Source organism: Massilia sp. (assembly GCF_031995545.1).
Lineage (GTDB): Bacteria > Pseudomonadota > Gammaproteobacteria > Burkholderiales > Burkholderiaceae_D > Telluria.
Map to the genome: position 1 here is coordinate 42,525 of NZ_DAMAGA010000007.1, position 24,889 is coordinate 67,413.

The following is a 24,889-nucleotide window of genomic DNA, read 5'->3' on the forward strand; positions in this document are numbered from 1 at the left end:
GGCAACACCATGAAAAACGAAATCCATCCAGATTACCGTGAAGTCGTCTTCCACGACCTGTCGTGCGACTTCAAGTTCGTGACCCGTTCGACCATCGCTACCCGCGAAACGATCAACCACGAAGGCAAAGATTACCCGCTGATCAAGATCGAAGTCTCGGCTGAATCGCACCCGTTCTACACCGGCAAGCACAAGATCGTCGACACCGCCGGTCGCGTCGAGAAGTTCCGTCAGAAGTTCGGTTCGGTCGGCTCGAAGACCTCGGTCGCCAACGGCTGATCACTGCCGCAAGCATCCCGGAGCCCCTTGCGGGTTTCCTGAAAAGAAGCCGGTTCGCCGGCTTCTTTTTTTTCGCAGCTATACTACGCGGCTATACTACGCGCTCAATTTTTCCATCAGACTTATCGATGAAACCAGTCCGCCTTTCCGCCGCCGCCACCCTGGCGCTGCCCCGCTGGGCCCTGCTCGCCCTGGGCATGCTGTACATCCTGCCCGGCGTCATCGGGCGCGACCTGTGGAAGGAAGACGCGGGCAGCTTCGGCATCATGTGGACCATGGCGCATGGCACCCTGGATGACTGGCTGTACCCCAACATCGCCGGCCTGGCGAATGTCGACGAAGGCCCTCTCGCCTTCTGGCTGGGCGCCATCTGCATCAAGCTGTTCGGCTGGATCCTGGGCGATGTGCTGGCCGCGCGCGTCTCGACGGTCGCCATCTTCGCGCTGGGCACGATGTCGCTGTGGTACACCGCCTTCCACCTGGGCCGGCGCGCCGAGGCGCAGCCGCTGCGCCTGGCCTTCGGCGGCCAGCCGGAACCGAACGACTACGGCCGTACCCTGGGCGACACCGCGGTCCTGATCTACCTCGGGAGCCTTGGCCTGCTGCTGCAAAGCCACCTGACCCTGCCCGCCACGCTGCAAGGCGCGCTGCTGGCCTACTTTTTGTACCGCGCGGTGCGCTACGTCGAGCACGCCGGCAACCGCAATGCGGTGCTGGTCGGCCTGTCGCTCGGCGCGCTGACGCTGACCCAGGGCTTCCTGCCGCCGCTGGTGCTGGTGCTGGCCCTGTTCGCCTGCACCCGTTTCCTGGCGCTGCCGGCGCCGGCCGCGCTGCGCCACATGGGCATCGCCCTGGGCGTGGCCTTCGGCCTGACCCTGGTCTGGATCCTGCTGGCGCTGCTGGTGCAGCCGTATGGCCTGACGCCGATCGCCGACTGGCTCACCTGGAACGCCGAGCAGATCGGCTTGCCGGGCTGGACCGCCATCAAGACCTTCTTCCGCATCGGCGTCTGGTTCTTCTGGCCGGCCTGGCCGTTCGCGCTGTGGGCGATCTGGGCCTGGCGCCGCCAGCAGCAGATGCTGCACATCGTGCTGCCGGTGTTCTTCTTCCTGGCGCTGACGCTGCAACTGCTGGCCGATCCGATTCCGGAAAACAGCGACTTCCTCAAGATGCTGCCGCCGCTGGCCCTGATGGCCGCGTTCGGCTTGCCGACCATGAAGCGCGGCGCCATCAACGCCATCGACTGGTTCTCGGTGATGGTCCTGACCATGCTGGGCGCCATCATCTGGCTGTTCTGGATCGCCAAGCTCACTGGCTGGCCGGCTCAGCTGGCACACAACGCTCTGAAGCTGGTGCCGGGCTTCACGCCCGAGATCGGCATCGTCGCCTTCACCGTGGCGGCCGCCACCAGCGTGGGCTGGATCATGCTGGTGCACTGGCGCCTGTCGCGCCAGCCGGCGGTGCTGTGGCGCGCGGTGGTGCTGTCGTCGGGCGGCCTGATCCTGCTGTGGGTGCTGTTGATGACGCTGTTCCTGCCAGACCTGAACTACGGCAAGAGCTACGCCGGCGTGGCGCAGCAGATCGCGGCGCGCTTGCCGGCCGACACCAACTGCCTGGCGACCAACGTCGGCCCCGCCCAGCGCGCCTCGCTGGCCTTCTATGGCCGCCTGCCGTTCGTTACCCTCGCCGGCGGCAATTGCGACTACGTGCTGCTGCAGGACAGCGTACGCAGCAAGAAAGAGCGCGCCCTGCTGCGCGCCTACGGCGTGCGCGATGCCACGCCGCTGTGGGAAGGCCGGCGCGCCTCGGACCGCGACGAGCGTTTCCGCCTGTTCCGCCGCGTGCGCTGACACTACTTTCCAGCCCTGCCTCGACAAGCCGCCTTTGTGCGGCTTGTCTGTTTTTGGCGCCAGCAAAAGATGTCAAATTCACACGTGCGCGGCTTGTGATGCCGTTGTGAGAACCTATCTTCAACGAATGCGTTTGAGCAGACGCAATCCGGGCTGGAGCGTGGTGGTCACAATATTCAGGTTGCCGACACCTCATCCCGGACTTGCCGCATCAGCGCCGCAAGGAGATCACCATGAAAAGCGTGACGTTTTCAGAAATTGTACGCATTCAACAGAAGCCAGGCTTCCTGCGCCAGGTACAAACCTGGCGCCAGTCGCTGCCCTGGGCACTGACACTGCTGGCCGGCCTGCCGCTGCTGGTGGCCGTGCTGCACCTGATCGATCCCGACACCCCGCTTACTTACATCGTGCTGCCGGCCTTGGTCGGCGCCGTGCTGCCGGTGTGCATGCTGGGTCCGGGCCGGTTCGAGATGCGCACCCGCTTCGACGCCCACTACATGCTCAACACGCTCGACGAAGCGCTGGGCGGCCTGGGCTACCGGCGCAGCATTGGCGACAATGCCAGCATCCGTTACTTCCGCCCGCGGCCCTGGCTGCGCGGCCAGGAAGGCGCGATTACGGTGGCGGTGCAGCCGCACGCGCTCGAGGTGGTTGGCCCGGTGGGCAGCCTGCGCTTGCTGCAGCACCGGATTGCCTGCTGAAACCAGCGGCACTTGTGGCCGCAGTATCGGTCGCCACATTGGCCGTATTACCGGCCCCAGTGCCGCATCGCCTTACACACTGGTCAGTTGTGCGCAGCATGTGCTAAGATGCGCCCCTGCTATTGGGCCTCTGTGGCGGAATTGGTAGACGCACTTGACTCAAAATCAAGCGCCGTAAGGCGTGCCGGTTCGATTCCGGCCGGAGGCACCATCCATTAGCACCAACATTGACCCGCATGCTGTTCGGCATCGCGGGTTTTTTGTTGCCTCTGCGCTCAAGCAAATCCACATCGCGCCGTTATACTCTCCATAAATCAGTAAAAACGATAAGCCATATTTATTTATGTCATAGCGTTTTCTTATCGCATTCAGCATAAAAATGGCTATCAAGCGCTTAGCCGTTCACTATGAAAACTCTATGTTTTCAATGTGATACGACCATCAGGCAGTAATGTGACGCAACAAAACAACACATTTCAGCCACTCATTCCCAAGAACAACACCACTTTCAATTCGGAAAATGCGATACTCGCGGTCCAGCTCGCTTTTTGGTGCCTCACGTCAACTTTTCTAACCCATGCTGCCGATCTTTAACGTTCCTACCGATCCTTCCATGCTCAGCTATGGAATATACGAACCACGCCTGGTCGTGCTGTCGGTGCTGGTGGCGATCTTCGCCTCCTGGATGGGACTGCAGATCACTGGCCGCGCCAGCGCCAACCAGGCGCACCGCGCGATCGTGCTCGGCACTGGCAGCCTGGCGCTCGGCGCCGGCGTTTGGACCATGCACTTCATCGGCATGCTGGCCTTTAACCTGTGCACGCCGGTGCACTACGAGCACTGGACCACGATCCTGTCCAGCCTGCCTAGCATCGGCGCTTCGTTCGTGGCACTGAACCTGATCTCACGTCCGCAGATCGGCGGCAAGGAACTGCTGGTCGGTGGCGTGCTGGTCGGCGCCGGCATCGGCGCCATGCACTATGCCGGCATGCACGGCATGCGCATGGCGCTGTCGCTGCACTACGATCCTGTGATGTTCGCGCTGTCGATCGTGGTCGCGGTGGTGCTGGCCACGCTTGCGCTGTGGGTACGCTCGGGCCTGTCGCGCTTCAAGTCGGTGTCGGAGTCGCGCCGTCTCCTGATCGCCGCGGTGGTGATGGGCTGCGCCATCGCCGGCATGCATTACACCGGCATGGCCGCCGCGCGCTTCGTCGGCGACGTCGATCCGGTCGATGCTGGCGCCACCAACAGCGACTTCCTGGCGCTGGCCATGAGCGTGACGATCGTGGTGCTGTGCCTGAGCGTGGTGGCGGTCAACGGCCTGCTGCGCTACCGCCAGATGTACCTCGACCTGTCGCGCAGCGAAGCCTGGATGCGCGCCCTGCTCACCACCACCGTCGAAGGCGTGATCACCGTGGGCCGCGACGGCATCATCACCGAATTCAACACCTCGGCCGAGCGCATCTTCGGCTGGACCCGCGCCGAGATCGTCGGCCGCAGCATCACCCTGCTGCTCAACGAGCACGACCGCAACAACAAGAAGGGCCTGATGCACGTGCTGGAAAGCGGTACGCTGGAGGGCTTCCGCACCACTACCGAGACCACCGGCCTGCGCAAGGACGGCAGCCTGGTGCCGGTGCGCGGCTCGATGGGCCATGCGCGCTACGGCGAGCAGGATCTGTTCGTCTGCTTCGTCACCGACATCAGCGAACAGCGCGCCATGGAAGTGGCGCTGCGCGCCAGCGAGCAGCAGTTCCGCTCGCTGATCGGCAATATTCCCGGCATCTCCTACCGCAGCATGCTCAGCGGCGACTGGCCGATGGTGTTCATGAGCGACGCCGTGGAGCGCGTCACCGGCTACCCGGCGGCCGACTTCCTGGGCCAGCCGCCCAAGCGCGTGTTCGGCGCCCTGATCCACGCCGAAGACCGCATGCGCGTGACCAGCGAAGCCGGCGCCGCGCTGCGCGAAAACCGCCCCTACCTGGTCGAATACCGCGTGCTGCACGCCGACGGCGGGGTACGCTGGATGTGGGAAAACGGCGCTGCCGTGCGCAACGAGCAGGGCGAGGTGGCGTGGCTGGACGGCGTCATCTTCGACATCACCGAGCGGCGCCAGATGGAAGAAGCGCTGCGCGCGGCCAAGGAAACCGCCGAGCAGGCGGCGGCGGCGCGCGCCACGTTCGTGGCCAATATGAGCCACGAGATCCGCACCCCGATGAACTCGATTCTGGGCTTCACCGACGTGCTCCTCGACGGCAAGCTGGACGCCGAGCAGCGCCGCCACCTGGACACCATCCGCAACGCCGGCCGCGCCCTGCTGCGCCTCTTGAACGAAATCCTCGACACCGCCAAGCTCGAAAAAGGCGCGGTGGAACTGGAACAGAACGACTACAACCTGCTGTCGCTGATCGACGAACTGTCCTCGACCCTGGCGGCGAATGCGCGCGCCAAGGGCCTGCACCTGGACATTCAATACGACCCGGCGCTGCCGACCGGCCTGCGCGGCGACGAGCTGCGCATGCGCCAGGTGCTGACCAACCTGCTCGACAACGCGATCAAGTTCACCGCCAGCGGCGGCGTCACCTTGAGAATCGGCGCCGAAGGCGACCAGCTGTGCATCGCGGTGAGCGACACCGGCATCGGCATCGCGCCCGAGCGCCTGGCCGCAATCTTCGATCCGTTCACCCAGGCCGACGCCTCGATGACCCGCCGCTTCGGCGGCACGGGCCTGGGCACCACGATCAGCAAGCAGCTGGTCGAACTGATGGGCGGCCGAATCTGGGCCGAGAGCGAGCTGGGATGCGGCACCACCTTCCACGTGCGCGTGCCGCTGGTGCTGGCGCGCTTCGCCCAGCAGGCGCCGCGCGTGCGCAGCGCCACCGTGCTGCCGCCATTGAACGTGCTGGTGGCCGACGACGTGCCGCAGAACCTGGAACTGATGCAGCTCCTGATGCAGCGCCGCGGCCACACCATGACCGCGGTGCGCGACGGCGCCGCCGTGGTGGAACTGGCCACCAGCGGCGACTTCGACGTGGTGCTGATGGACTTCCAGATGCCGACCATGGACGGCCTGGAAGCGACGCGCGCCATTCGTGAACATGAAGCGCGCAATCATCGTCCGCGCCTGCCGATCATCGCGATGACCGCCAGCGTGCTGGCCGCGCACCGCGCCGCCAGCACCGAGGCCGGCATGGACGGTTTCGCCAGCAAGCCGGTCGACTGGTTCGCGTTGTCGCACGAGATCGCGCGGGTGCTTGGCCTGCCTACCGGCAGCGCCGCCGCCGCCGCCATCCCGAATGGTCCGCGCGAAGTGCTGAACCGGCGCGCCGGCCTGCACCGCTGGAGCGGACGCGAAGACGCGTATGCCGAAGCGCTGGCCCACTTCAGCCGCCAGTACGCGGAGCTGGGCACCACCATGCTGCTGCACGCGGCGGCCGGCGAGCACCAGCAGCTGCGCATGCTGGCGCACAAGGTGCGCGGCGCCGCCGCCAACATCGGCCTGGAGGTGCTGTCCGACGCGCTGGCCGCGCTGGAGCAGGCCACCGACGCCGTGCCGACCGACGAACGCAAGACCGCCGCCGCCCTGGTCAACGCCAGCAACGCGCTCGATGCCGCGCTGGCCGCCCTGCACGACGCCGCCCCGGCGTCGCCCGCCGACACGGTCAATGCGGCGGCCAAGGTCGACCTGGCACGCGCGCGCCGCGCGGGCAACGTGCTGCTGCAGGCGCTGCAGCGCGGCGCCCTCAACGACGGCGCCATGGCCAGCCTGGCCGCGGCGCTGGCGGCGCACCCGAGCGCAGCGCGCGTGGCCCAGGTGCAGTCGGCGATCGCCGACTTCGACTTCGACCTCGCCCTCAAGCACCTCGACACCGTATTGTCGGTGCTGGGCAGCGACACCACCGAACCACTGCAAGACGAACTTCACGAAGCTTCCGCATGAACCAACCGAATACCCGGCCGCTGATCCTGGCGGTCGACGACGAAGCCACCAACCTGCAACTGCTGCGCCAGATCCTGCAGGACCACTACCGCCTGCTGTTCGCCAAGGACGGCGCACGCGCGCTCGAACTGGCGCGCCAGGAGCAGCCCGACCTGGTGCTGCTCGACGTGATGATGCCGGGGATGTCGGGCTACGAGGTGTGTGCGGCGCTGAAGGCCAATCCGGCCACCGCCTCGGTGCCGGTGATTTTCGTCACCGCCCTGACCGAAACTGATGACGAGGTCGAAGGCTTCGAAGCCGGCGCGGTCGACTACATCACCAAGCCGGTCAGCCCGCCGGTGGTACGCGCGCGCGTGCGCACCCACCTCTCGCTGGTGCGCATGGAAGAACTGCGCGCCAGCCGCCTCGAGATCGTGCAGCGCCTGGGCCTGGCGGCCGAGTACAAGGACAATGAGACCGGCCTGCACGTGATCCGCATGAGCCACTTCTCGCGCATCCTCGGCATCGCCGCCGGCATGACCGAGCTTGAAGCCGACGACCTACTGCACGCGGCGCCGATGCACGACGTCGGCAAGATCGGCATCCCCGACCGCATCCTGCAGAAACCCGGCCCGCTCGATGCCGACGAATGGAAGATCATGCAGAGCCACGTGACGATCGGCGCCGAGATCATCGGCGAGCACGCCGGCGGCATGCTGGCGCTGGCGCGCAGCATCGCGCTGACGCACCACGAAAAGTACGACGGCAGCGGCTACCCGCATGGCTTGAAGGGGGATCAGATTCCGCTGGTGGGACGCATCACGGCGATCGCCGACGTGTTCGATGCCCTGACCTCGGAGCGGCCGTACAAGAAGGCGTGGAGCGAGGACGAGGCGCTGAACTTCCTGCACGAGCAGAAGGGGCGCCATTTCGATCCGCAGCTGGTGGATCTGTTTGCCAAGCAGATGCCGGCGATTCGCGAGATCAGGTTGCGCTGGGCGGAGACGGCGCAGGCGCAGGTGGAACCGGCGCAGGCGGCGGCGTGAGCGCGTCCGCCGCCCGGCATCATTACAACTGGACCGGTTCCTCGGTTCCCACCGCCAGCGGCGCCTTGCGCGCCACCAGCTCCCGATACAGCTCGGTGTAATTGCGCGCCATCGTCTCGGCCGTGAACAGCTCTTCGAAGCGCTGCTCGGCGCGCCGGCCCATGGTACGTGCCAGCTCCGGGTTGTCCCACAGCGTGCGCATCGCGGCGCGCAGCGCCACCGGGTCGGACGGCGGCACCACCAGGCCGGTCTCGCCGTCGACGTTGACGTAGGTGGTGCCGGTGCCGATCTCGCTCGAGATCATCGGTTTGCCGTACATCGCCCCTTCCAGCAGCGACATGCCGAACGCCTCCGAACGCAGGTGCGACGGGAACGACACCGCGTAGCACAGCGTCAGGAGCGCCGCCTTGTCCTGCTCGTCGAGCGCGCCGACGAACATCACGTTCTTGAGGCCCAGGCGCGCGGCCTGTTCCTTCAGCTCATGTTCGGTCGGGCCGGCGCCGACGATCACGATCGGATAATCGGTGCCCGCCGCCGCCTCGAGCAGGATGTGCAGGCCCTTGTAGTAGCGCAGCACGCCCACGAACAGGAAGAATTTAGGACCGACGCGCGCGCGCCAGTGCGCCAGGCGGTCGGGTTCCGGCTTGGCGTAGGTGGCCTTGTCCAGGCCGTACGGGATGATGCGGGTCTTGTCGCGGTAGCGCCCCAGTACCGGCGACGAGGCCATGTAGTTGGGCGAGCTGGCCACGATCGAGTCGACGCTGCCCAGGAAGCGGTGCTTGAGCGGCTGGTACAGGCGCAGCAGATTACGCTGGCGCACGATGTCGGAGTGGTAGGTGACCACGCTCGGCTTGTCGATGCGCGCCACGAAGTGTGCCACGTCCATGAACGGCCACGGGAAATGGTAGTGCACCACGTCGGCTTCGCGCGCCAGACGCGCCAGCGCGCCGAAGGCCTGCAGCGAGACCGCGTTCGAGGCGATCTCGAAATTGAGCGGCACGCGGTGCACCATGTGGCCCTCGAATTCGAGCGGCGCCAGGTTCTGCTGGCGCGACAGCGCCAGCACGCTGTTGGTCACGCCCAGGCGCCCGGTACCGACGCACAGCTGGCGGATCACCTGCTCGATGCCGCCGAAGGAATCGGGGTGATACGTCTTGGAGAAATGAAGGACACGCATAATTGAACTAGCTTACTGCGAAAGGACGGCATGGGCCGTGGCAGGCCCAGGGTGCGCGAGACGGATGCTGCTCACGCCTGGTACATCCAGCGCAGGGTGTCGAACAACGGCGTCGGTTCCAGGTCGCCGATCACGGCACTCAGTTTGTCGTTGCTGCCGGTGAGCTGCAGCACGTCGTTGGCACGCACGAAGGCCGGATTGACCTGCACGTCGATGCGGTAGCCGGCGATTTCTCCCATCATGTCGATCAGGTTGGCCAGCGAATGCGAGCGCCCCGAACAGACATTGAAGGCTTCGCCGGCGGGCGCCGCCGCCAGCAGGCGGCGGTAGCTGCGCGCGACCATGCGCACGTCGGAAAAATCGCGTGCGATGGCCAGGTTGCCCAGTTCGATGCGCGCTTCGTTGCGGCGGAAGTGCGACACGATCTTGGGCAGCAAAAAATTCTCGGCCTGACCCACGCCGGTGTAGTTAAACGGACGCACGATCGTGATCGGCAGCCGGTCCATCCACAGGCGCGCCATGTATTCCATGGCCAGCTTGCTGACCGCGTAATCGTTGGCCGGCGCCGCCGGGACGTTTTCGTCGATCACGGCCACGCTGGCATTGCCGTAGATATTCGCCGACGAGGCCAGGAGCACGCTGGTGGGACGGTGCTTGCCAGCACTCAGGGCCTCGAGCAGATTGCGGGTACCGGCCACGTTGACGCGGTAGATCGCTTCGACGTTGGCGTGACCGACGAAGGCGATGCCGGCCAGGTGCGCCACCACGTCCGGCTGGACCTGGTCGACCACGGCGGCCACGGCCTCGCGGTCGCACAGGTCCATCGCGAACATGTCGGGACCGAGTTCGTCGCCCGGCATCGCGGTGCCGAACACGCGGTAGCCGGCGGCGGTCAGTTCTTGCGCCAGGTAGTGGCCGGTGAAGCCGCGCAGGCCGGTGATCAGGGCGCGCCGGCCCTCGCCTTCCCGTCCCGTTTGATGCACCCCGTCGAGCGCCTGGGCGGGAATCTGCTCCGTGGCCATGCGCGTCATGTCAGAACGAGAAGCCCAGTTCGTTGCGACGCAGGTCGGCGTCGACCATCATCTGGCACAGCTCTTCGAGCGTGGTCTTCGGCTCCCAGCCCAGCTCGCGCTTGGCTTTCTCGGGGTCGCCGATCAACAGGTCGACTTCGGCCGGACGATAGAACTTGGGCGAGACGCGCACCAGCTGCTTGCCGGTACGGGCGCAGTGGCCGACTTCGTTCTCGGCGTTGCCGCTCCACTCGACCGCCACGTTGGCGCCCTTGAACGCCATGGTGACGAAGTCGCGCACGGTCTCGGTGCGGTTGGTCGCCAGCACGTAGGTGTCAGGGTTGGCGGCCTGCAGGATGCGCCACATGCCTTCGACGTATTCCTTGGCATAGCCCCAGTCGCGCTTGGCGTCCAGGTTGCCCAGTTCGAGCACGTCGAGCTTGTTCAGGACGATCTTGGCGACCGAATCGGTGATCTTGCGGGTGACGAACTCGCGGCCGCGCAGCGGCGACTCGTGGTTGAACAGGATGCCCGAGGAACCGAAGATGTCATACGACTCGCGGTAATTGATGGTCATCCAGTGCGCATACAGCTTGGCCACGCCGTACGGGCTGCGCGGGTAGAACGGGGTGTCTTCTTTCTGCGGGACGGCCTGCACCTTGCCGAACATTTCCGAGGTCGACGCCTGGTAGAAGCGGATCTTCGGATTGACGATGCGGATCGCTTCGAGCAGGTTGACGGCGCCCAGGCCGGTGATCGAGGCGGTGGCCAGCGGCTGGTCGAACGAGACGCCGACGAAGCTTTGCGCCGCCAGGTTGTAGACCTCATCCGGACGTGCGTTCTCGATCAGGCGCAGGCTCGATGCCAGGTCGGTCAGGTCGTATTCGACCAGCGACAGGTTCGCATGTGCGGCGATGCCGAGTTCTTCGATGCGCCAGAAATTGACCGAGCTGGAACGGCGGTAGGTGCCGGTGACGTGGTAGCCTTTTTCCAGGAGCAGTTGGGCCAGATAGGCGCCATCCTGGCCGGTAATGCCGGTAATGAGGGCTCTTTTTGTATGCATGTTCTTGGATCGTTGGTGGTGGTCCTGCAGGCGCCACCCATTAGAAAGACAAGTAGAAGACTGGCCGGGATTGTAACAGACGGGGCTGGCTCGGCCTTTGCACATTAGAAACTTCGTGCAATAAATGCAACAACCATCTGATCATTATGACCGCAAAATGACTTGATGCGGCGTCCGCTTACGGTTTGTTACCAGTGTCCTTGTGCGACGACAAATGGCGACTGTTGATGACAAATACGCCTGACGCAGCGCAAGTTCGCTACCTCAGGCATATCGGACACAGCGTCTCAAAAACGGGGCTTGCGCCCCGTTCCTGACAGGCAGACATCCAGTTTGCGGCTTAGCGCTGCGACACCGCGTCGACCACCGCCAGCGCGGTCATGTTGACGATGCGGCGCACCGTCGCCGACGGCGTCAGGATATGCACCGGACGCGCGCAGCCGAGCAGCACCGGGCCGATCGCGATGCCGTTGCCGGCCGCCGTCTTGAGCAGGTTGTACGAGATGTTGGCGGCGTCGATGTTCGGCAGCACCAGCAGGTTGGCGTCGCCGGTCAGGGTCGATTCCGGCATGATCTTGGCGCGGTTCTTGGCGTCCAACGCGGCGTCGCCGTGCATCTCGCCGTCGATTTCCAGGTCCGGCTTCTTCTGCTGCACCAGGGCCAGGGCCGCACGCATTTTCAGCGCCGACTCGGTGTTAGCGGTGCCGAAGTTGGAGTGCGACAGCAGCGCCGCGCGCGGCACGATGCCGAAGCGTTCCATCTCTTCGGCCGCCATGATCGTGATCTCGGCCAATTGCTCGGCAGTCGGATTCTCGTTGACGTGGGTGTCGACCATGGCCAGCTGGCGTTCCGGCGTGATGATGAAGTTCATCGCCGCGTAGACATTGCTGCCGGCGCGCTTGCCCAGCACCTGCTCGATGTACTCGAGGTGCACCTGGGTGGTGCCGTAGGTGCCGCAGATCATGCCGTCGGCTTCGCCCTTGTGGATCATCATGGCGCCGATCAGCGTGTGGCGACGGCGCATGGCCAGCTTGGCCAGGTCTTCGGTGATACCCTTGCGCATCACCATGCGGTGATAGCTCTGCCAGTAATCGCGGTAGCGCTCGTCGAAGTCCGGGTTGATGACGTCGAAGTGCTTGCCGAGCTTCAGGCGCAGGCCGAACTTCTCGATGCGCTGCTCCAGCACCGCCGGACGGCCGACCAGGATCGGACGCGCCAGGTTTTCGTCGACCACCACCTGCACCGCGCGCAGCACGCGCTCTTCTTCGCCTTCGGCATAGACGATGCGCTTGAGTTCGCTCGGGGCGCTCTTGGCCACCGAGAACAGCGGCTTCATGAAGGTGCCGCTGCGGTACACGAACTGCTGCAGACTTTCGGCGTAGGCGGCCAGGTCCTCGATCGGACGGGAGGCGACGCCGCCGTCCATCGCCGCCTTGGCCACGGCCGGCGCGATATGGGTCAGCAGGCGCGGATCGAACGGCATCGGGATCAGGTATTCCGGACCGAACGACAGGTTCGAGATGCCGTAGGCCGAGGCCACGATGTCAGACTGCTCGGCGTGGGCCAGGTCGGCGATCGCGTGCACCACGGCGATTTCCATTTCGCGCGTGATGGTGGTCGCGCCACAATCGAGGGCGCCGCGGAACATGTACGGGAAGCACAGCACGTTGTTGACCTGGTTCGGGTAGTCCGAACGGCCGGTGGCGATGATGGCATCGCTGCGCACCGCCTTCACGTCTTCCGGCAGGATTTCCGGGGTCGGGTTGGCCAGCGCCAGGATCAGCGGATTCGGGGCCATCGAGGCCACCATGTCCTGCTTCAGGACGCCGCCGGCCGACAGGCCGAGGAAGATGTCGGCGCCGGGGATGACTTCGGCCAGCGAGCGGTGCGGCGTGTCCTGCGCGAAGCGTTCCTTGTCCGGGTCCATCAGTTCGACGCGGCCCTTGTAGACCACGCCGGCCAGGTCGGTCACGAAAATGTTTTCGATCGGGAAGCCGAGGTCGACGATCAGGTCGAGGCAGGCCAGTGCGGCCGCGCCGGCACCCGAGACCACGAGTTTGCACTCCTTGAGGCTCTTGCCCACGACCTTCAGGCCATTCAGGATGGCGGCGCCGACAATGATCGCGGTGCCGTGCTGGTCGTCGTGGAAGACCGGGATCTTCATCCGTTCGCGCAGCTTGCGCTCGATGTAGAAGCACTCCGGCGCCTTGATGTCTTCCAGGTTCACACCGCCGAAGGTCGGCTCGAGCGAGGCGATGATGTCGACCAGTTTATCGGGATCGGTTTCGTTGATCTCGATGTCGAACACGTCGATGGCGGCGAACTTCTTGAACAGCACGCCCTTGCCTTCCATCACCGGCTTGGATGCCAGTGGGCCGATATTGCCCAGGCCCAGCACGGCGGTGCCGTTGGAGATCACGGCGACCAGGTTGCCGCGCGCGGTGTACTTGAACGAATTGGCCGGGTCCTTGACGATCTCTTCGCAAGGGGCGGCCACGCCCGGCGAGTAGGCCAGTGCGAGGTCGCGCTGGTTCAGCAGACCCTTGGTCGGCGTGACGGCGATCTTGCCGGGCCGGGGGAACTGGTGATATTCGAGCGCTGCTTGACGCAGTTGCTGACGCAATTCTTCTTTTTTGTCAGATGACGAATCCATGCTGGGCAGCCTTCCTGTTGCAAACGGGTCTACGATTCTATCAGACAGGAAGTTGTCAAAGCCTACGTATTTTTACTCGATTTATGTGCACTTGCAGCAATTGTTCGCCTGTCAATCCAAGGCGTTTATCCAGCCTGGCTGACAAGGTACAATCGTCGCCCATGCTCTCCGAATTCGACCTCATCAAGCGTTATTTCAAGCGCGACCGTCCCGGACGGGCGGTGTTGGGCATTGGCGACGACTGCGCCCTGCTCCAGCCCACCCCCGGCCGCCAGCTCGCGATTTCTTCCGACATGCTGGTCGAAGGCCGCCATTTCTTCGCCGGCGCCGACCCGCGCATGCTGGGGCACAAGGCACTGGCGGTGAATCTGTCCGACCTGGCGGCGATGGGCGCGCGGCCGGTCGCTTTCACGTTATCGCTGGCGCTGCCGGGCGCCGATCCGGCCTGGCTGGAAGGCTTTGCGCAGGGACTGTTCGCGCTGGCCGATGCGCATGGCTGCGAGCTGATCGGCGGCGACACCACCAAGGGACCGCTGAATATCTGCATCACCGTGTTCGGCGAACTGGCGCCGGGACACGCGTTGCGGCGCGACGCGGCGCAGGCCGGCGACGACATCTGGATTTCGGGGACGCTGGGCGACGCGCGCCTGGCGCTGGCCGGCTACCTGAACGAGATTGCACTGGAACCGCAAGCGCTCGAGCAGGCCGGCCTGCGCATGCACCTGCCGACGCCGCGCGTGGCGCTCGGGCTGGCGCTCGGGCTGGCACCATCGAGTGCGCCGATTGCCCATGCGGCGCTCGATATCTCGGATGGGCTGACCGGAGACCTCGGGCATATCCTGGCCGCGTCCGGGGTCGGCGCCACCTTGAACGTCGATGCGCTGCCGGCGGGCCCGGTGCTGGCGCGCCAGGGGCGCGACCTGCGGCGCCGCTTCACCGCGGCCGGCGGCGACGATTACGAACTGTGCTTCACCGCGCCGGCCGGTGCGCGCGCTGCCGTCATCGACGCCGGGCGCCAGTCCGACACGCAGGTGACACGCGTCGGGACGATCGATGCGCAGGCCGGATTGCGGCTGGTCGATGCGGATGGCAAGCCGCTTGAGTTAGGCCTGGCCGGGTGGGATCACTTCGCGGCCGGATAAGACGCGCTTCCCCTTACGCCACCTGCGCCTCATCCCCTTCGCGCGGCACCTTGCGGTCATCGTACGGCCCGTGCTCCATCCAGTAATGCCTGAACGCCAGCCGCACATTGTCGCGCAGTTCCTGGTCGTTCCACGGCTTGGTATAGAAGCGGTAGATCGCCCCGCGGTTGACCGAATCGAGCACCGCGTCGAGCGCGGTGTCGCCGGACAGGATGATGCGCATGGTCTCGGGATACATCTCCTTGACCTTGCTGAGGAATTCGGTGCCGCTCATCACCGGCATGCGCTGGTCGCACAGGATCACCTGCACCCGGTACAGCGCCAGGTAGTCGAAGGCGGCGTCGGTGGTCTGCGCCGTCAGCACGCGGTAGCCGTCGCGCCGGAACAGGCGGTGCAGCGACGCCAGCGTGGAGGGGTCGTCGTCCACGATCAGCAGCGTCTGCACCCGGTCGTCGACTTCCGGCGCGCGGTCGGGCTGGGCGCGGTTGGCCAGCACCATCTCGGCCAGCTGGTCGGCCGGCAGCGCGCGCGAGAAGTGGAAGCCCTGGATCTCGTCGCAGCGGTGGCGCCGCAGGTAGGCCATCTGGGCGCGCGACTCCACGCCCTCGGCCACCACCTGCATGTGCAGGCTGTGCGCCATGCTGATGATGGCCAGCGCGATCGCGGCGTCGTCGGGATTGGTGACGATGTCGCGCACGAAGGCGATGTCGATCTTCAGCTTGTCGATCGGGAAGCGCTTGAGGTAGGCCAGGCTCGAATAGCCGGTGCCGAAATCGTCGATGCCGACCCGCAGGCCGAGCGCCTTCAGGCGCGTCAGCACCTCGGTGGTGTGCTCGGCGTTGGACATCAGCGCGCTTTCGGTCAGCTCCAGTTCCAGCAGGCCGGACTCGATCTCGTGCCGGGCCAGGGCTGAACGCACTACCCCCTCCAGGTCGCCCTCGACGAACTGGCGGCTCGAGACGTTCACCGCCACCCGCATGTCGCGCACCCCGGCCGCGCTCCAGGCCGCGATCTGGCGGCAGGCTTCATCGATGATCCATTCGCCGACCCGCACCACCAGTCCGGTCTCTTCCATCACCGGCACGAATTCGGCCGGGTACACCAGGCCATAGCCGGGCCGGTGCCAGCGCAGCAGCGCCTCGGCGCCGGCGATGCGGCCGGTGTTCAGTTCCAGCTTGGGCTGGTAGTGCAGCACGAACTGATTGTCTTCCAGGGCGCTCCTCAGCGCCAGCTCGAGGTCGAGGCGCGCCAGCACCTGCACGTTCATGCCGGCGGTGAAGAAGCGGTAGCCGTCGCGTCCCGCTTCCTTGGCGCGCACCATCGCGGTGTCGGCGTACTTGACCAGCGCGCCCGGCTCGGTCGTATCGTCCGGGTACATGGCGATGCCGATGCTGGCCGTCAGCGCGGCCTGCTGGCCGTGCAGGTCGAACGGCAGGCGCAGCGTGTCGCGCACGTCGTTGGCCATGTTCACCGCTTCCTGCTGGTCGCGCGGCATGGTCAGGATCAGCGCGAACTCGTCGCCGCCCAGGCGCCCGACCGAGTCGCGGGTGCCGGCGCAGCGCGCCAGGCGCGTGCTGAACTGGCCCAGCAGCTCGTCGCCGAGCGCGGTGCCGAGCGTGTCGTTGATCACCTTGAAGCGGTCGAGCGTGATGCACAGCACCGCCACGCGCCAGTTCTTGTCCTGGGCCAGCTCGATGGTGTCGCGCAGGTGTTCGAAGAACAGCGTGCGGTTGGGCAGGCCGGTCAGGGCGTCGTAGCTGGCCGCGTGGCGCAGCCGTTCCTGGGCCTGCAGCCGTTCGGTGGTGTCGCGCGCCACCGCGATCAGCATGCGATGCGCATTGCCCTCTGCATCCTGCTCCTGCAGCTTCCAGCTGATCTCGACCGGCACCGAGCCTTCGCCGCCGGCGCGCATCAATTCGGTTTCGACGATGTCGGCTTCCGGTTCGGCGCCGGCCTTTTCCTTCGCGGCCGCCGCGCCCAGGTGGCGTTCCAGCTGCGAGCGCGTGGCCAGGCCCAGCGCCACCGGGTCGATGCGCAGCAGCGCGTCGCGCGAAAAGCCCAGCATGCGGCAGGCGCCTTCCGAGACGTCGACCATCGCCATGCTGGCGATGTCGATCAGGAACAGCGCGTCCGGCGTGGCATCCATCGCCGCGCGGAAGCGTTCCAGTTCGGCGGTGCGCTCGCGCACTTCGTGTTCGAGCTGGTTGCCGCGGTCGCGCGATTCGCGGTGCAGCAGGCGCACTTCGAGCAGGTTGCGGATGCGCGTCATCACCTCTACCGTGTCGAACGGCTTGCCGATGAAGTCGCGCGCGCCGGCTTCCAGCGCGGCCAGCTTCTTGTCCGGCTCCGCCGTTACCACCAGCACCGGCAGCCACGAGTCGCTTTCGAGGGGTTTCAGCGCTTCCATCACGTCGAAGCCGTCCATGCCCGGCATGTGCAGGTCGAGGATGATCAGGTCGAAGCGGTGCTTCAGGTGCAGCGCCACCACCTGGCGCGGGTCATGGGTAGCAAGGACGTTTTCGTAGCCGGTGGTCTTGAGCAGGTATTCGAGCAGCTGCACGTTGACCGGCTCGTCGTCGACGACCAGGATCTTCGCGCGCCGGATTTCTTGCAGGGTGATCATCAAGCCTTCCTCTCGCCCGGCGCGCCCAGGGCAGCCGATGCCTCGGGAGTGCGGCGCTGCGCCAGGATACTGTTGATCGCTTCGGTAAACTTGTCGATGTCGATCGGTTTGGTCAGGTAACGGTAGAAGCCCGCCGCCAGGCCGCGTTCGACGTCGCGCGGCATGGCGTTGGCGGTGAGCGCCACCACTGGAATGGCGGCGGTCTCGGGATCGCTGCGCAGCTGCTTGAGCACCTCGAAGCCGCTCATGCCGGGCAGGTTCAGGTCCATCAGGATCACTTCGGGCCGGTGCGCGCGCGCCAGCTGCAGGCCGAGGTGGCCGTCGGGCGCCGAGATCAGGCGCAGGTCGCGCCGGAACGCCACGATCTCTTCCACCAGGCGCAGGTTGGCCGGGTTGTCCTCGACGTACAGCAGCAGGTGCGGCAATTGCGGCGCGTCCTGGTCATCCGCGCCGGCAGCGGCGGCGGGCGCCTGCGCCAGCGAGGCCGTGGCCGCCTCCAGCACCGCCATGCCCGTGTTCAGCGCCGACTTGAGCGGCGCGGTGCTGGCCAATTCGATCCAGAACACGCTGCCCACGCCCGGGCTGCTGGTGACGCCGATCTCGCCGCCCATCAGTTCCACCAGGCGCTTGGTCACCACCAGGCCGATGCCGGTACCTTCCTGGGCGCCGCCTTCCTGGCCCAGGCGGTTGAAGGGCTGGAACAGGCCGGCCAGCTGCTCCGGGTTCAGGCCCTGGCCGGTGTCCTGCACCGACAGGCGCAGGCGCGACGGCGTCGGATGCTCGCAGGTGACCACCACGGCGCCCTCGTCGCGGTTGTACTTGACCGCGTTCGACAGCAGATTGAGCATCACCTGCTTCAGGCGCGTGCGGTCGGCCATCACCACCGCGCCATCGACATCCGGGAACAGCACCCGCACCTTGCGGGTGGCGGCGATCGGTTCGATCATGGTGCGGCATTCCATCAGTGCGTCGCTCAGCGCCACCGGTTCCATCGACAGCGTGATGGTGCCCGACTCCACCTTGGCCAGGTCGAGGATCTCGTTGATCAGGGTAAGCAGGTGGCGCCCCGACTTCAGGATGTGGTTGGCGAATTCCTTCTTCTGCTCCAGCGTCGAGGGCAGCACGTCGGATGTCAGGATCTGGGCGAAGCCGAGGATCGCGTTGAGCGGCGTGCGCAGCTCGTGGCTCATCGACGACAGGAAGGCCGACTTGGCCTGGTTGGCGCTGCGCGCTTCTTCGTTGGCGTTGGCCAGTTCGGCGTTGGCCAGCGCCAGCTGCAGGGTGCGCTCGTCGACGCGGTGTTCGAGCTGCTCGTTCAGGCGCATCACTTCCTGCTGGGCGCGGGTCCGTTCGTGGGCTTCGCGCACGGTGGTGCTGTGCGACTCTTCCAGTTCGCGCGTGCGGCCTTCGATCTCGGTCAGCATGGCGTTGAACGAATCGGCCAGCTCGGCCGCTTCGTCGTCGCCGATGCGCGGTGCGCGGCGCGAATAGTCGCGCGTGTCGACCACTTCGCGTGCGATTTCCGTGATCGCCACGATCGGCGTCGTCAATACGCTGCCGAAGCGCCGCGTCAATAGATAAGCCACGGCCATCGCCAGGGCGGTGACGCCGGCGGCGATGACCAGGTAGTCGAAGGTGCGCTGCAGCAGGCCGCTGTGGGCGCGCAGCACCACGGTGCCGACCGTGTCGCCATTTTCGACGATGGCCTGGCGCAGCACCAGTTCGCCGGCGGCTTTCTCGGCCACGGCGGCGTCCAGGTTCAGTGCCAGCGGATGGGTTGCGCCAGGATCTTCGTCACCGGAGTCGGGGGTGGTGTCGGCAACGTACGAGGCGAAGCGGCGCCCGCGTGCGTCGTAGATGGCGGCCGCGTGCACCGAGGGGCTGGTGCGCAGCAGCGCCAGGTTCTCGTTGGCCAGGCGCGGGTCGTCGAAGCTCAGCGCGGCCGAGGTCATGTGGCCGACCAGTTCAGCCTGGGTCGCCAGGTCATTCACCATTGACCGGTGATAGCTGCGCAGGTCATACACGACGATGATCGCGATCGAGACCAGCAGCGACACGAAAGTGGTGGTCATCACCACCTTGACCAGCTTGGTGCGGATGGAGCGCTGGGGTGTCATGCGGCCTCCGGGCGCCGTGCGGCAAGGCATGCGCACTGACACGGGCGCACGCGCGCGCGGCGCAGGCCGGGACCTGCCGGGTGATGGGCTGCTGGACTCACGGCCATGCTCGCCGTATCCGTTCACGCGCGATTCGTTCGTGCGGCATCTCGGTTCATTGATGAGTAGATTAAGGCCTGCCCGGGCGCGCCCGGTGGACGTCCCAGCATAGCAGCACGCTCGTGCGGCATGTCGCACGGAACATTTTTTTCCAAGGCCGGGCGGCTGGCACTGTAAACGTTCTCCTGGCGTTTGAATAGCCAATTTTGAAACTGTTACAAGCCGTGGCCATGGTGCGAATGATTGCGCCAATCGGTGCGTGCGCTGCTGCCCGGCGCGCTGATCACGCGCTAGAATGAATCATGCGCGGACAAGCCCGCCCGCCAGCGCGGCGATCAGACGCAACAGCCAAGTACTAGCTAAGTACCAAGTAATCAACAGGAGACTTCACGTGACCAACGACATCATCGAACTCGTTACCAAAGTAGGCGAAGCCATGGAAGCCAAGCGCTGGATGCTCTCCACCGCCGAGTCCTGCACCGGCGGCGCCATCGCCTACTCGATCACCGAAGTCCCGGGCTCGGGCGACTGGTTCGACTGCGGCTTCGTCACCTATACCAATACCGCCAAGGCCGACATGCTGGACGTGCCGAGCGCCGTGATCGCCCAGTTCGGTGCGGTGAGCGAAGAAGTGGCGGCCGCCATGGCTTCGGGTGCGGTGGCCAACAGCAGCGCCGACATCGCCGTCTCGACCACCGGCATCGCCGGCCCCACCGGTGCGGTGCCGGGCAAGCCGATCGGCACCGTGTGCTTCGGCTGGGCGCGCGGCGACCAGGTCCATACCGAACGCCTGGTGTTCCAGGGCGACCGCCACGCGGTGCGCGAGCAGGCCGTGGCCCATGCGCTGAAGGGCGTGCTGCGCTTTTGCGAATAAAGGTTGACGCAAGGCTGGCGCCGCTGCCAGCCGCTGGCCTGAGCCTGGGCCTGGTCCTGGGTCTGGCCGCCGTCGCTGCACAGGCCGCGCCTGCCGCGGGCGGCGCGGTGCACACCATCTACGCGGCCGGCGACATCGCGCGCTGCAAGCATCCCGACCCGCGCTGGTCGGGCGCGGCGGCCACCGCCGGCCTGGTCGAGTGGGCCCTGCGCGCCGACCGCCACGCCACCGTATTGACGCTGGGCGACCACACCTATCCCAACGGTACCGCGCGCGAATTCGCCGACTGCTACGGTCCCACCTGGGGCCGCTTTCGCGAGCGCACCTGGCCGACGCCGGGCAACCACGAATACAACACCCCGGGCGCCCGCCCCTACTTCGATTACTTCGGCGCACGCGCCGGCCGCGGCTACTACAGCCTGCGCCTGGGCGGCTGGCACCTGATTTCGCTCAACAGCAATCTGAAAGGCGCGGAGCACACTGCCCAGCTGGCGTGGCTGCGACAGGAACTTGGCAAGGATCCGGTGCGCTGCACGCTGGCCTTCTGGCACCATCCGCTGTACACCTCGGGCGGCCACCTGGGCCCGGGGCGGATGGCGGACGCCTGGGAGCTGCTGCATCGGGCCGGCGCCGAGCTGGTGCTGTCCGGCCACGACCACGACTACGAGCGCTTCGCGCCGCAGGACGCGCATGGCAGGCTCGACCGCGAGCGCGGCCTGCGCCAGTTCGCGGTCGGCACCGGCGGCGCCTACGCCACGCCTTTCCTGCGTATCCGCGATAATAGCGAGGTGCGCGAAGCGAGCTTCGACGGCGTGCTGCGCCTGCGGCTGCTGGACGGCGGCTACGAATGGGAATTCCTGGCCGCCGAGCCGGAGCGGATTCCCGCCGGCGCCAGGCTCGATCGAGGAAGCGGCAGCTGTCATTGACAGACTAGCATTGATATCGCAGCGCGCGCTGCCATCTACGGTGTCCAGCCCGCACCCCTGAATTTTTGGAGAAACATTGAAGATCCCTACCCTGATGGTCCCGCTGATGCTGGCCGGTGCGCCAGCCGATGCGCCGGCCCAGGACGTTCCACCGGCTCCGGCCACGGCGCCAGTACCCGCCATCGCTTTCGACAAGTTCGTGCTGCCCAACGGCCTGCAGGTGATCCTGGTCGAGGACAAGCGGCTGCCGATCGTGGCGGTCAACCTGTGGTACCACGTCGGCCCGGCCAACGAGGCGCCGGGCCTGACCGGCTTCGCCCACCTGTTCGAGCACATGATGTTCGCGCAGACCCGCCATATCCCGCGCGGCATGGCCGACCGCCTGCTGGAAGGCGCGGGCGCCACCGACAGCAACGGCGGCACCGGCTACGACAGCACCAGCTACTACGACACCGTGCCCTCGAACCAGCTCGAACTGGCGCTGTGGGTGCACGCCGACCGCATGGGCTACCTGCTCGACGTGCTCGACCAGCAGGCCTTGACGGTGCAGCAGGACGTGGTGCGCAACGAGCGACGCCAGACCGTCGAGGGCGAACCCTACGGCATCGTCGAGGAAGCGCTGGCGCAGGCGCTGTTCCCCAAGGGCCATCCCTACCACGCCTCGATCATCGGCTCGCATGCCGACATCCAGGGTGCCAAGCTGAGCGACGTGCGCGACTTCTTCGCCCGCTACTACGGCCCCAACAACGCCAGCCTGGTGCTGGCCGGCGACATCGACAAGAAGAAGGCGCGCGAGCTGGTGACGCGCTATTTCGGCAGTTTGAAACGCGGGGCCGATGTGACGCGCCCGAATGTCACCACGCCGCCGATCACGGCCGAACGCCGCATCACGGTGCGCGACCGGGTCGAGCTGCCGCGCGTGTTCATGGGCTGGCTCACCCCTTCCGCCTACCAGCCCGGCGACGCCGAGCTGCTGGTGGCGGCCTACATCCTGGGCGGCGGCAAGGCCGGCCGCCTGTACAAATCGCTGGTCTACGAGCGCCAGATCGCGCAGGACGTCGATGCCGGCCAGACCTCGCTCGGCTTGAGTTCGACCTTCGTGATCGACGCCACCGCGCGCGCTGGCCACACCCCGCAAGAGCTGGAAGCCGCGATCGACGCCGAACTGGCCCAGCTGGCCGAGCACGGCCCGACGCCGCGCGAAGTCGAGCGTGCCCGCAACAGCCTCGAGACCGCGCTGCTGGCCTCGCTCGAAAAGCTGGGCGGCGACGGCCTGGCCGAGCAGCTCAATCACTACAACCTGTACACCGGCGACCCGGGCTACCTGCCGAAAGACCTGGCGCGCCTGCGCCGGGTCGACGCCGCCGCGGTCCAGCGCGCGGTGCGCAGCTGGCTGCGCAAGGATGCGCGCGTGGTGGTGACCGGCGTGCCGGGCAAGCCGAAGTTCGACGATCCGGCACTGCCGAAGAAGAGCGGCGCCAGGGCAGACAAGGCCTCGGCGCTTGCAACCGGCGCCGACGTCCCATTGAACAAGGCCGAAGCCTGGCGCGCCACGCCACCGAAAGCCGGCCCTGCGCCGCGCTTCAAGGCGCCGCGCGGCGACAGCTTCACGCTGGCCAACGGCCTGCGCGTGATCCACCATCACAATCCGGCCCTGCCGCTGGTATCGAGCCAGCTGGTGGTGCGTAGCGGCGGCGCCGCCAACCCGGAGCGCCTGCCCGGCCTGGCCGGCTTCACGGCGCAGATGCTGGAAGAAGGCACCGCCACGCGCAGCGCGCCGCAGATCGCCGACGAGATCGCGCAGCTGGGCGCCTTCCTGGACGCCGGCAGCAGCGACGACGTCTCCACCGTGTCGCTCTTGGCGCTGCGCGCGACCTTCGAGCGCGCGCTCGACGTGATGGCCGACATCGTGCAGCACCCGGCATTCCCGATCGCCGAGATCGAGCGCCAGCGCGCCGACCGCCTCGGCTCATTGATGCAGCAGCGCGACGACCCGGAGACGGTGGCGGCGCTGGCGGCGGCGGGTGCGCTGTTCGGCGCCGGCCACCCGAAGGGCTACGGCCAGCTCGGCCTGGAGCCGGCAATCCGCAACACCACGCGCGACGACATCGCCGCGTTCTGGAAGCGCCACTACGTGCCGTCGAACGCGGCGCTGGTGGTCACCGGCGACATCACGCGCGCCGAACTCGAGACGCTGACGCGGAAGTATTTCGGCGCCTGGCCGGCGGCCGAGGCGCCAGGCGGCACCACGGGCGCGGCGCGTCCGACGGGCGCGCGCCTGGTGCTGGTCGATCAAGCCGACAGCGGCCAGACCGCACTGCAGATTGCCAGCATGGGCCCGCCGCGCAACACGCCCGACTTCCCGGCGCTGCAGGTCATGAACGGCGTGCTGGGCGGGATGTTCTCTAGCCGCCTGAACAACAACCTGCGCGAGACCAAAGGTTACACCTACGGCATCTATTCGCGCTTCGACTACGACCGCACCCCGGCGCCGTTCTCGATCGAGGCCAGCGTGCAGCAGGACGTCACCGGCGCCTCGGTACGCGAGATCTTCAAGGAGATCGCGGCCTTGCGCGAGCACCCGCTGCCGCCCGACGAACTGGCCGCCGCGCGCGACGCCCAGCTGCTGTCGCTGCCGGGCCAGTTCGAGACCAACGCCGACGTCGGCGCCAGCCTCACCGAGCTGTTCGTGTACGACCTGGCGCCGGATTACTACGACATGCTGGCGCAGCGCCTGGCCGAGGTCGATGCCGGCGCCGTGCAGAAGGCCGCACGCCAATGGCTCGATCCCGACAAGATGATCGTGGTGGCGGTCGGCGACCGGCGCCGCATCCTGCCGCAGCTGCAGTCGCTCGGCCTGGGCAAGGCGGAAATTCGCGACGACGACGGGCAGGCCAAGTAGGGTTGGCGGCTATGCCGCCGACCCTACGGATTCGCTGCTGCCGCCTGCCGGATCGGCGTGTACTGCACCGACACCAGCTTCCACTCCTTGCCCTGCTTCGCCGCGACGAACACCGAGCGCAGCGAGAAGGTGCGGCTCTGGCCACCGGCCATCATCGAATACGACACCCTGGCGATCGTCACCGCGCTGTCTCCCAGCACGCGCGTCGACAGCTCGTCGACGCCAATCGCCGGACGCGGCTTGTCGTCCTTCTTCACGTAAAACGACAGCATCTTTTCGCGTGGATCGACTTCTCCCAGCGGCGAAATCTCGACGTAGTTGTCGGCCGTGAGCGACTTCAAGGTGGCCGGGTCGAAGCCGCTCTGGGCTGCCGTGAAGCGCTGCACCAGCGTCTCGACCTCCTGGCTGGCCGGCGCGGCCTGCACTGCCGATGCCGCCAGAGCGCCGAGCAAGATCGCGGAACGTACGGTCTTGGTGAAGGGAATCTGCATCATGTGAGTTCCTTTTG

At 66.5% G+C, this 24,889-nt stretch carries 16 protein-coding genes and 1 tRNA gene; 10 read left to right on the forward strand and 7 right to left on the reverse strand.

From position 1 onward, the window contains the following. Positions 1-9: 9 nt before the first annotated feature. From RTQ83_RS07540 to RTQ83_RS07565, 6 genes are all read left to right on the forward strand, one after another. The gene (locus RTQ83_RS07540; RefSeq protein WP_312512808.1) at positions 10-279 is read left to right on the forward strand and encodes a type B 50S ribosomal protein L31; all 270 of its coding nucleotides are present in this window, start codon (positions 10-12) and stop codon (positions 277-279) included. A 128-nt stretch (positions 280-407) separates the two neighbouring features. Beyond that, entirely contained in the window at positions 408-2,129 is a 1,722-nt protein-coding gene (locus tag RTQ83_RS07545; protein ID WP_312512810.1) for a glycosyltransferase, read from the forward strand. A gap of 233 nt (positions 2,130-2,362) precedes the next feature. Beyond that, a complete protein-coding gene (locus RTQ83_RS07550; RefSeq protein ID WP_312512812.1) occupies positions 2,363-2,830 on the forward strand; it encodes a hypothetical protein in 468 nt (155 codons plus the stop codon). Between the two features lie 126 nt (positions 2,831-2,956). Continuing rightward, positions 2,957-3,041, forward strand: a tRNA-Leu gene (locus tag RTQ83_RS07555). Between the two features lie 402 nt (positions 3,042-3,443). Further along, positions 3,444-6,770, forward strand: a complete 3,327-nt coding sequence (locus RTQ83_RS07560; protein ID WP_312512814.1) for an MHYT domain-containing protein — start codon at positions 3,444-3,446, stop codon at positions 6,768-6,770. Beyond that, the gene (locus RTQ83_RS07565; protein ID WP_312512816.1) at positions 6,767-7,795 is read left to right on the forward strand and encodes a two-component system response regulator; all 1,029 of its coding nucleotides are present in this window, start codon (positions 6,767-6,769) and stop codon (positions 7,793-7,795) included. Before RTQ83_RS07560 ends, RTQ83_RS07565 begins: the two co-directional genes overlap by 4 nt. A gap of 22 nt (positions 7,796-7,817) precedes the next feature. On the opposite strand, the gene RTQ83_RS07570 is transcribed toward RTQ83_RS07565, so the two are convergent. The 4 genes from RTQ83_RS07570 to RTQ83_RS07585 all read right to left on the reverse strand — a co-directional run bounded on the left by RTQ83_RS07570 (position 7,818) and on the right by RTQ83_RS07585 (position 13,698). Continuing rightward, entirely contained in the window at positions 7,818-8,972 is a 1,155-nt protein-coding gene (locus RTQ83_RS07570; protein WP_312512817.1) for a glycosyltransferase family 4 protein, read from the reverse strand. Positions 8,973-9,043: 71 nt separating this feature from the next. Beyond that, complete coding sequence (locus RTQ83_RS07575; protein WP_312512819.1) at positions 9,044-10,003, reverse strand: GDP-mannose 4,6-dehydratase; 960 nt, start codon at positions 10,001-10,003, stop codon at positions 9,044-9,046. A gap of 1 nt (position 10,004) precedes the next feature. Beyond that, the gene (gene gmd / locus RTQ83_RS07580; RefSeq protein ID WP_312512820.1) at positions 10,005-11,045 is read right to left on the reverse strand and encodes a GDP-mannose 4,6-dehydratase; all 1,041 of its coding nucleotides are present in this window, start codon (positions 11,043-11,045) and stop codon (positions 10,005-10,007) included. Positions 11,046-11,385: 340 nt separating this feature from the next. Continuing rightward, positions 11,386-13,698, reverse strand: a complete 2,313-nt coding sequence (locus tag RTQ83_RS07585; RefSeq protein ID WP_312512822.1) for an NADP-dependent malic enzyme — start codon at positions 13,696-13,698, stop codon at positions 11,386-11,388. Positions 13,699-13,859: 161 nt separating this feature from the next. Between RTQ83_RS07585 and thiL the strand changes: the two genes are divergently transcribed. Beyond that, the gene (thiL, locus tag RTQ83_RS07590) at positions 13,860-14,840 is read left to right on the forward strand and encodes a thiamine-phosphate kinase (RefSeq protein ID WP_312512824.1); all 981 of its coding nucleotides are present in this window, start codon (positions 13,860-13,862) and stop codon (positions 14,838-14,840) included. 13 nt (positions 14,841-14,853) lie between these two features. On the opposite strand, the gene RTQ83_RS07595 is transcribed toward thiL, so the two are convergent. Then, positions 14,854-17,463, reverse strand: coding sequence for an EAL domain-containing protein (locus tag RTQ83_RS07595; protein WP_312512826.1), 2,610 nt, complete (start codon positions 17,461-17,463; stop codon positions 14,854-14,856). Continuing rightward, positions 17,463-19,580 (reverse strand): ATP-binding protein, encoded by a 2,118-nt coding sequence (locus tag RTQ83_RS07600; RefSeq protein ID WP_312512828.1) that lies wholly within the window; start codon positions 19,578-19,580, stop codon positions 17,463-17,465. Before RTQ83_RS07600 ends, RTQ83_RS07595 begins: the two co-directional genes overlap by 1 nt. 490 nt (positions 19,581-20,070) lie before the next feature. Here RTQ83_RS07600 and RTQ83_RS07605 point away from each other — a divergent pair, with 490 nt between their 5' ends. The 3 genes from RTQ83_RS07605 (at position 20,071) to RTQ83_RS07615 (ending at position 24,381) form a co-directional block, all read left to right on the forward strand. After that, positions 20,071-20,553: a CinA family protein gene (locus tag RTQ83_RS07605; RefSeq protein ID WP_312512831.1), complete on the forward strand. Its 483-nt coding sequence runs from the start codon at positions 20,071-20,073 to the stop codon at positions 20,551-20,553. Beyond that, positions 20,544-21,479 carry a metallophosphoesterase gene (locus tag RTQ83_RS07610; protein WP_312512834.1) on the forward strand — a complete coding sequence of 312 codons (936 nt, stop codon included), beginning with the start codon at positions 20,544-20,546 and terminating at the stop codon, positions 21,477-21,479. Before RTQ83_RS07605 ends, RTQ83_RS07610 begins: the two co-directional genes overlap by 10 nt. Before the next feature lie 76 nt (positions 21,480-21,555). Then, positions 21,556-24,381: a pitrilysin family protein gene (locus tag RTQ83_RS07615; protein ID WP_312512837.1), complete on the forward strand. Its 2,826-nt coding sequence runs from the start codon at positions 21,556-21,558 to the stop codon at positions 24,379-24,381. 23 nt (positions 24,382-24,404) lie between these two features. On the opposite strand, the gene RTQ83_RS07620 is transcribed toward RTQ83_RS07615, so the two are convergent. Beyond that, entirely contained in the window at positions 24,405-24,875 is a 471-nt protein-coding gene (locus RTQ83_RS07620; RefSeq protein WP_312512839.1) for a nuclear transport factor 2 family protein, read from the reverse strand. Between the last annotated feature and the right edge of the window lie 14 nt (positions 24,876-24,889).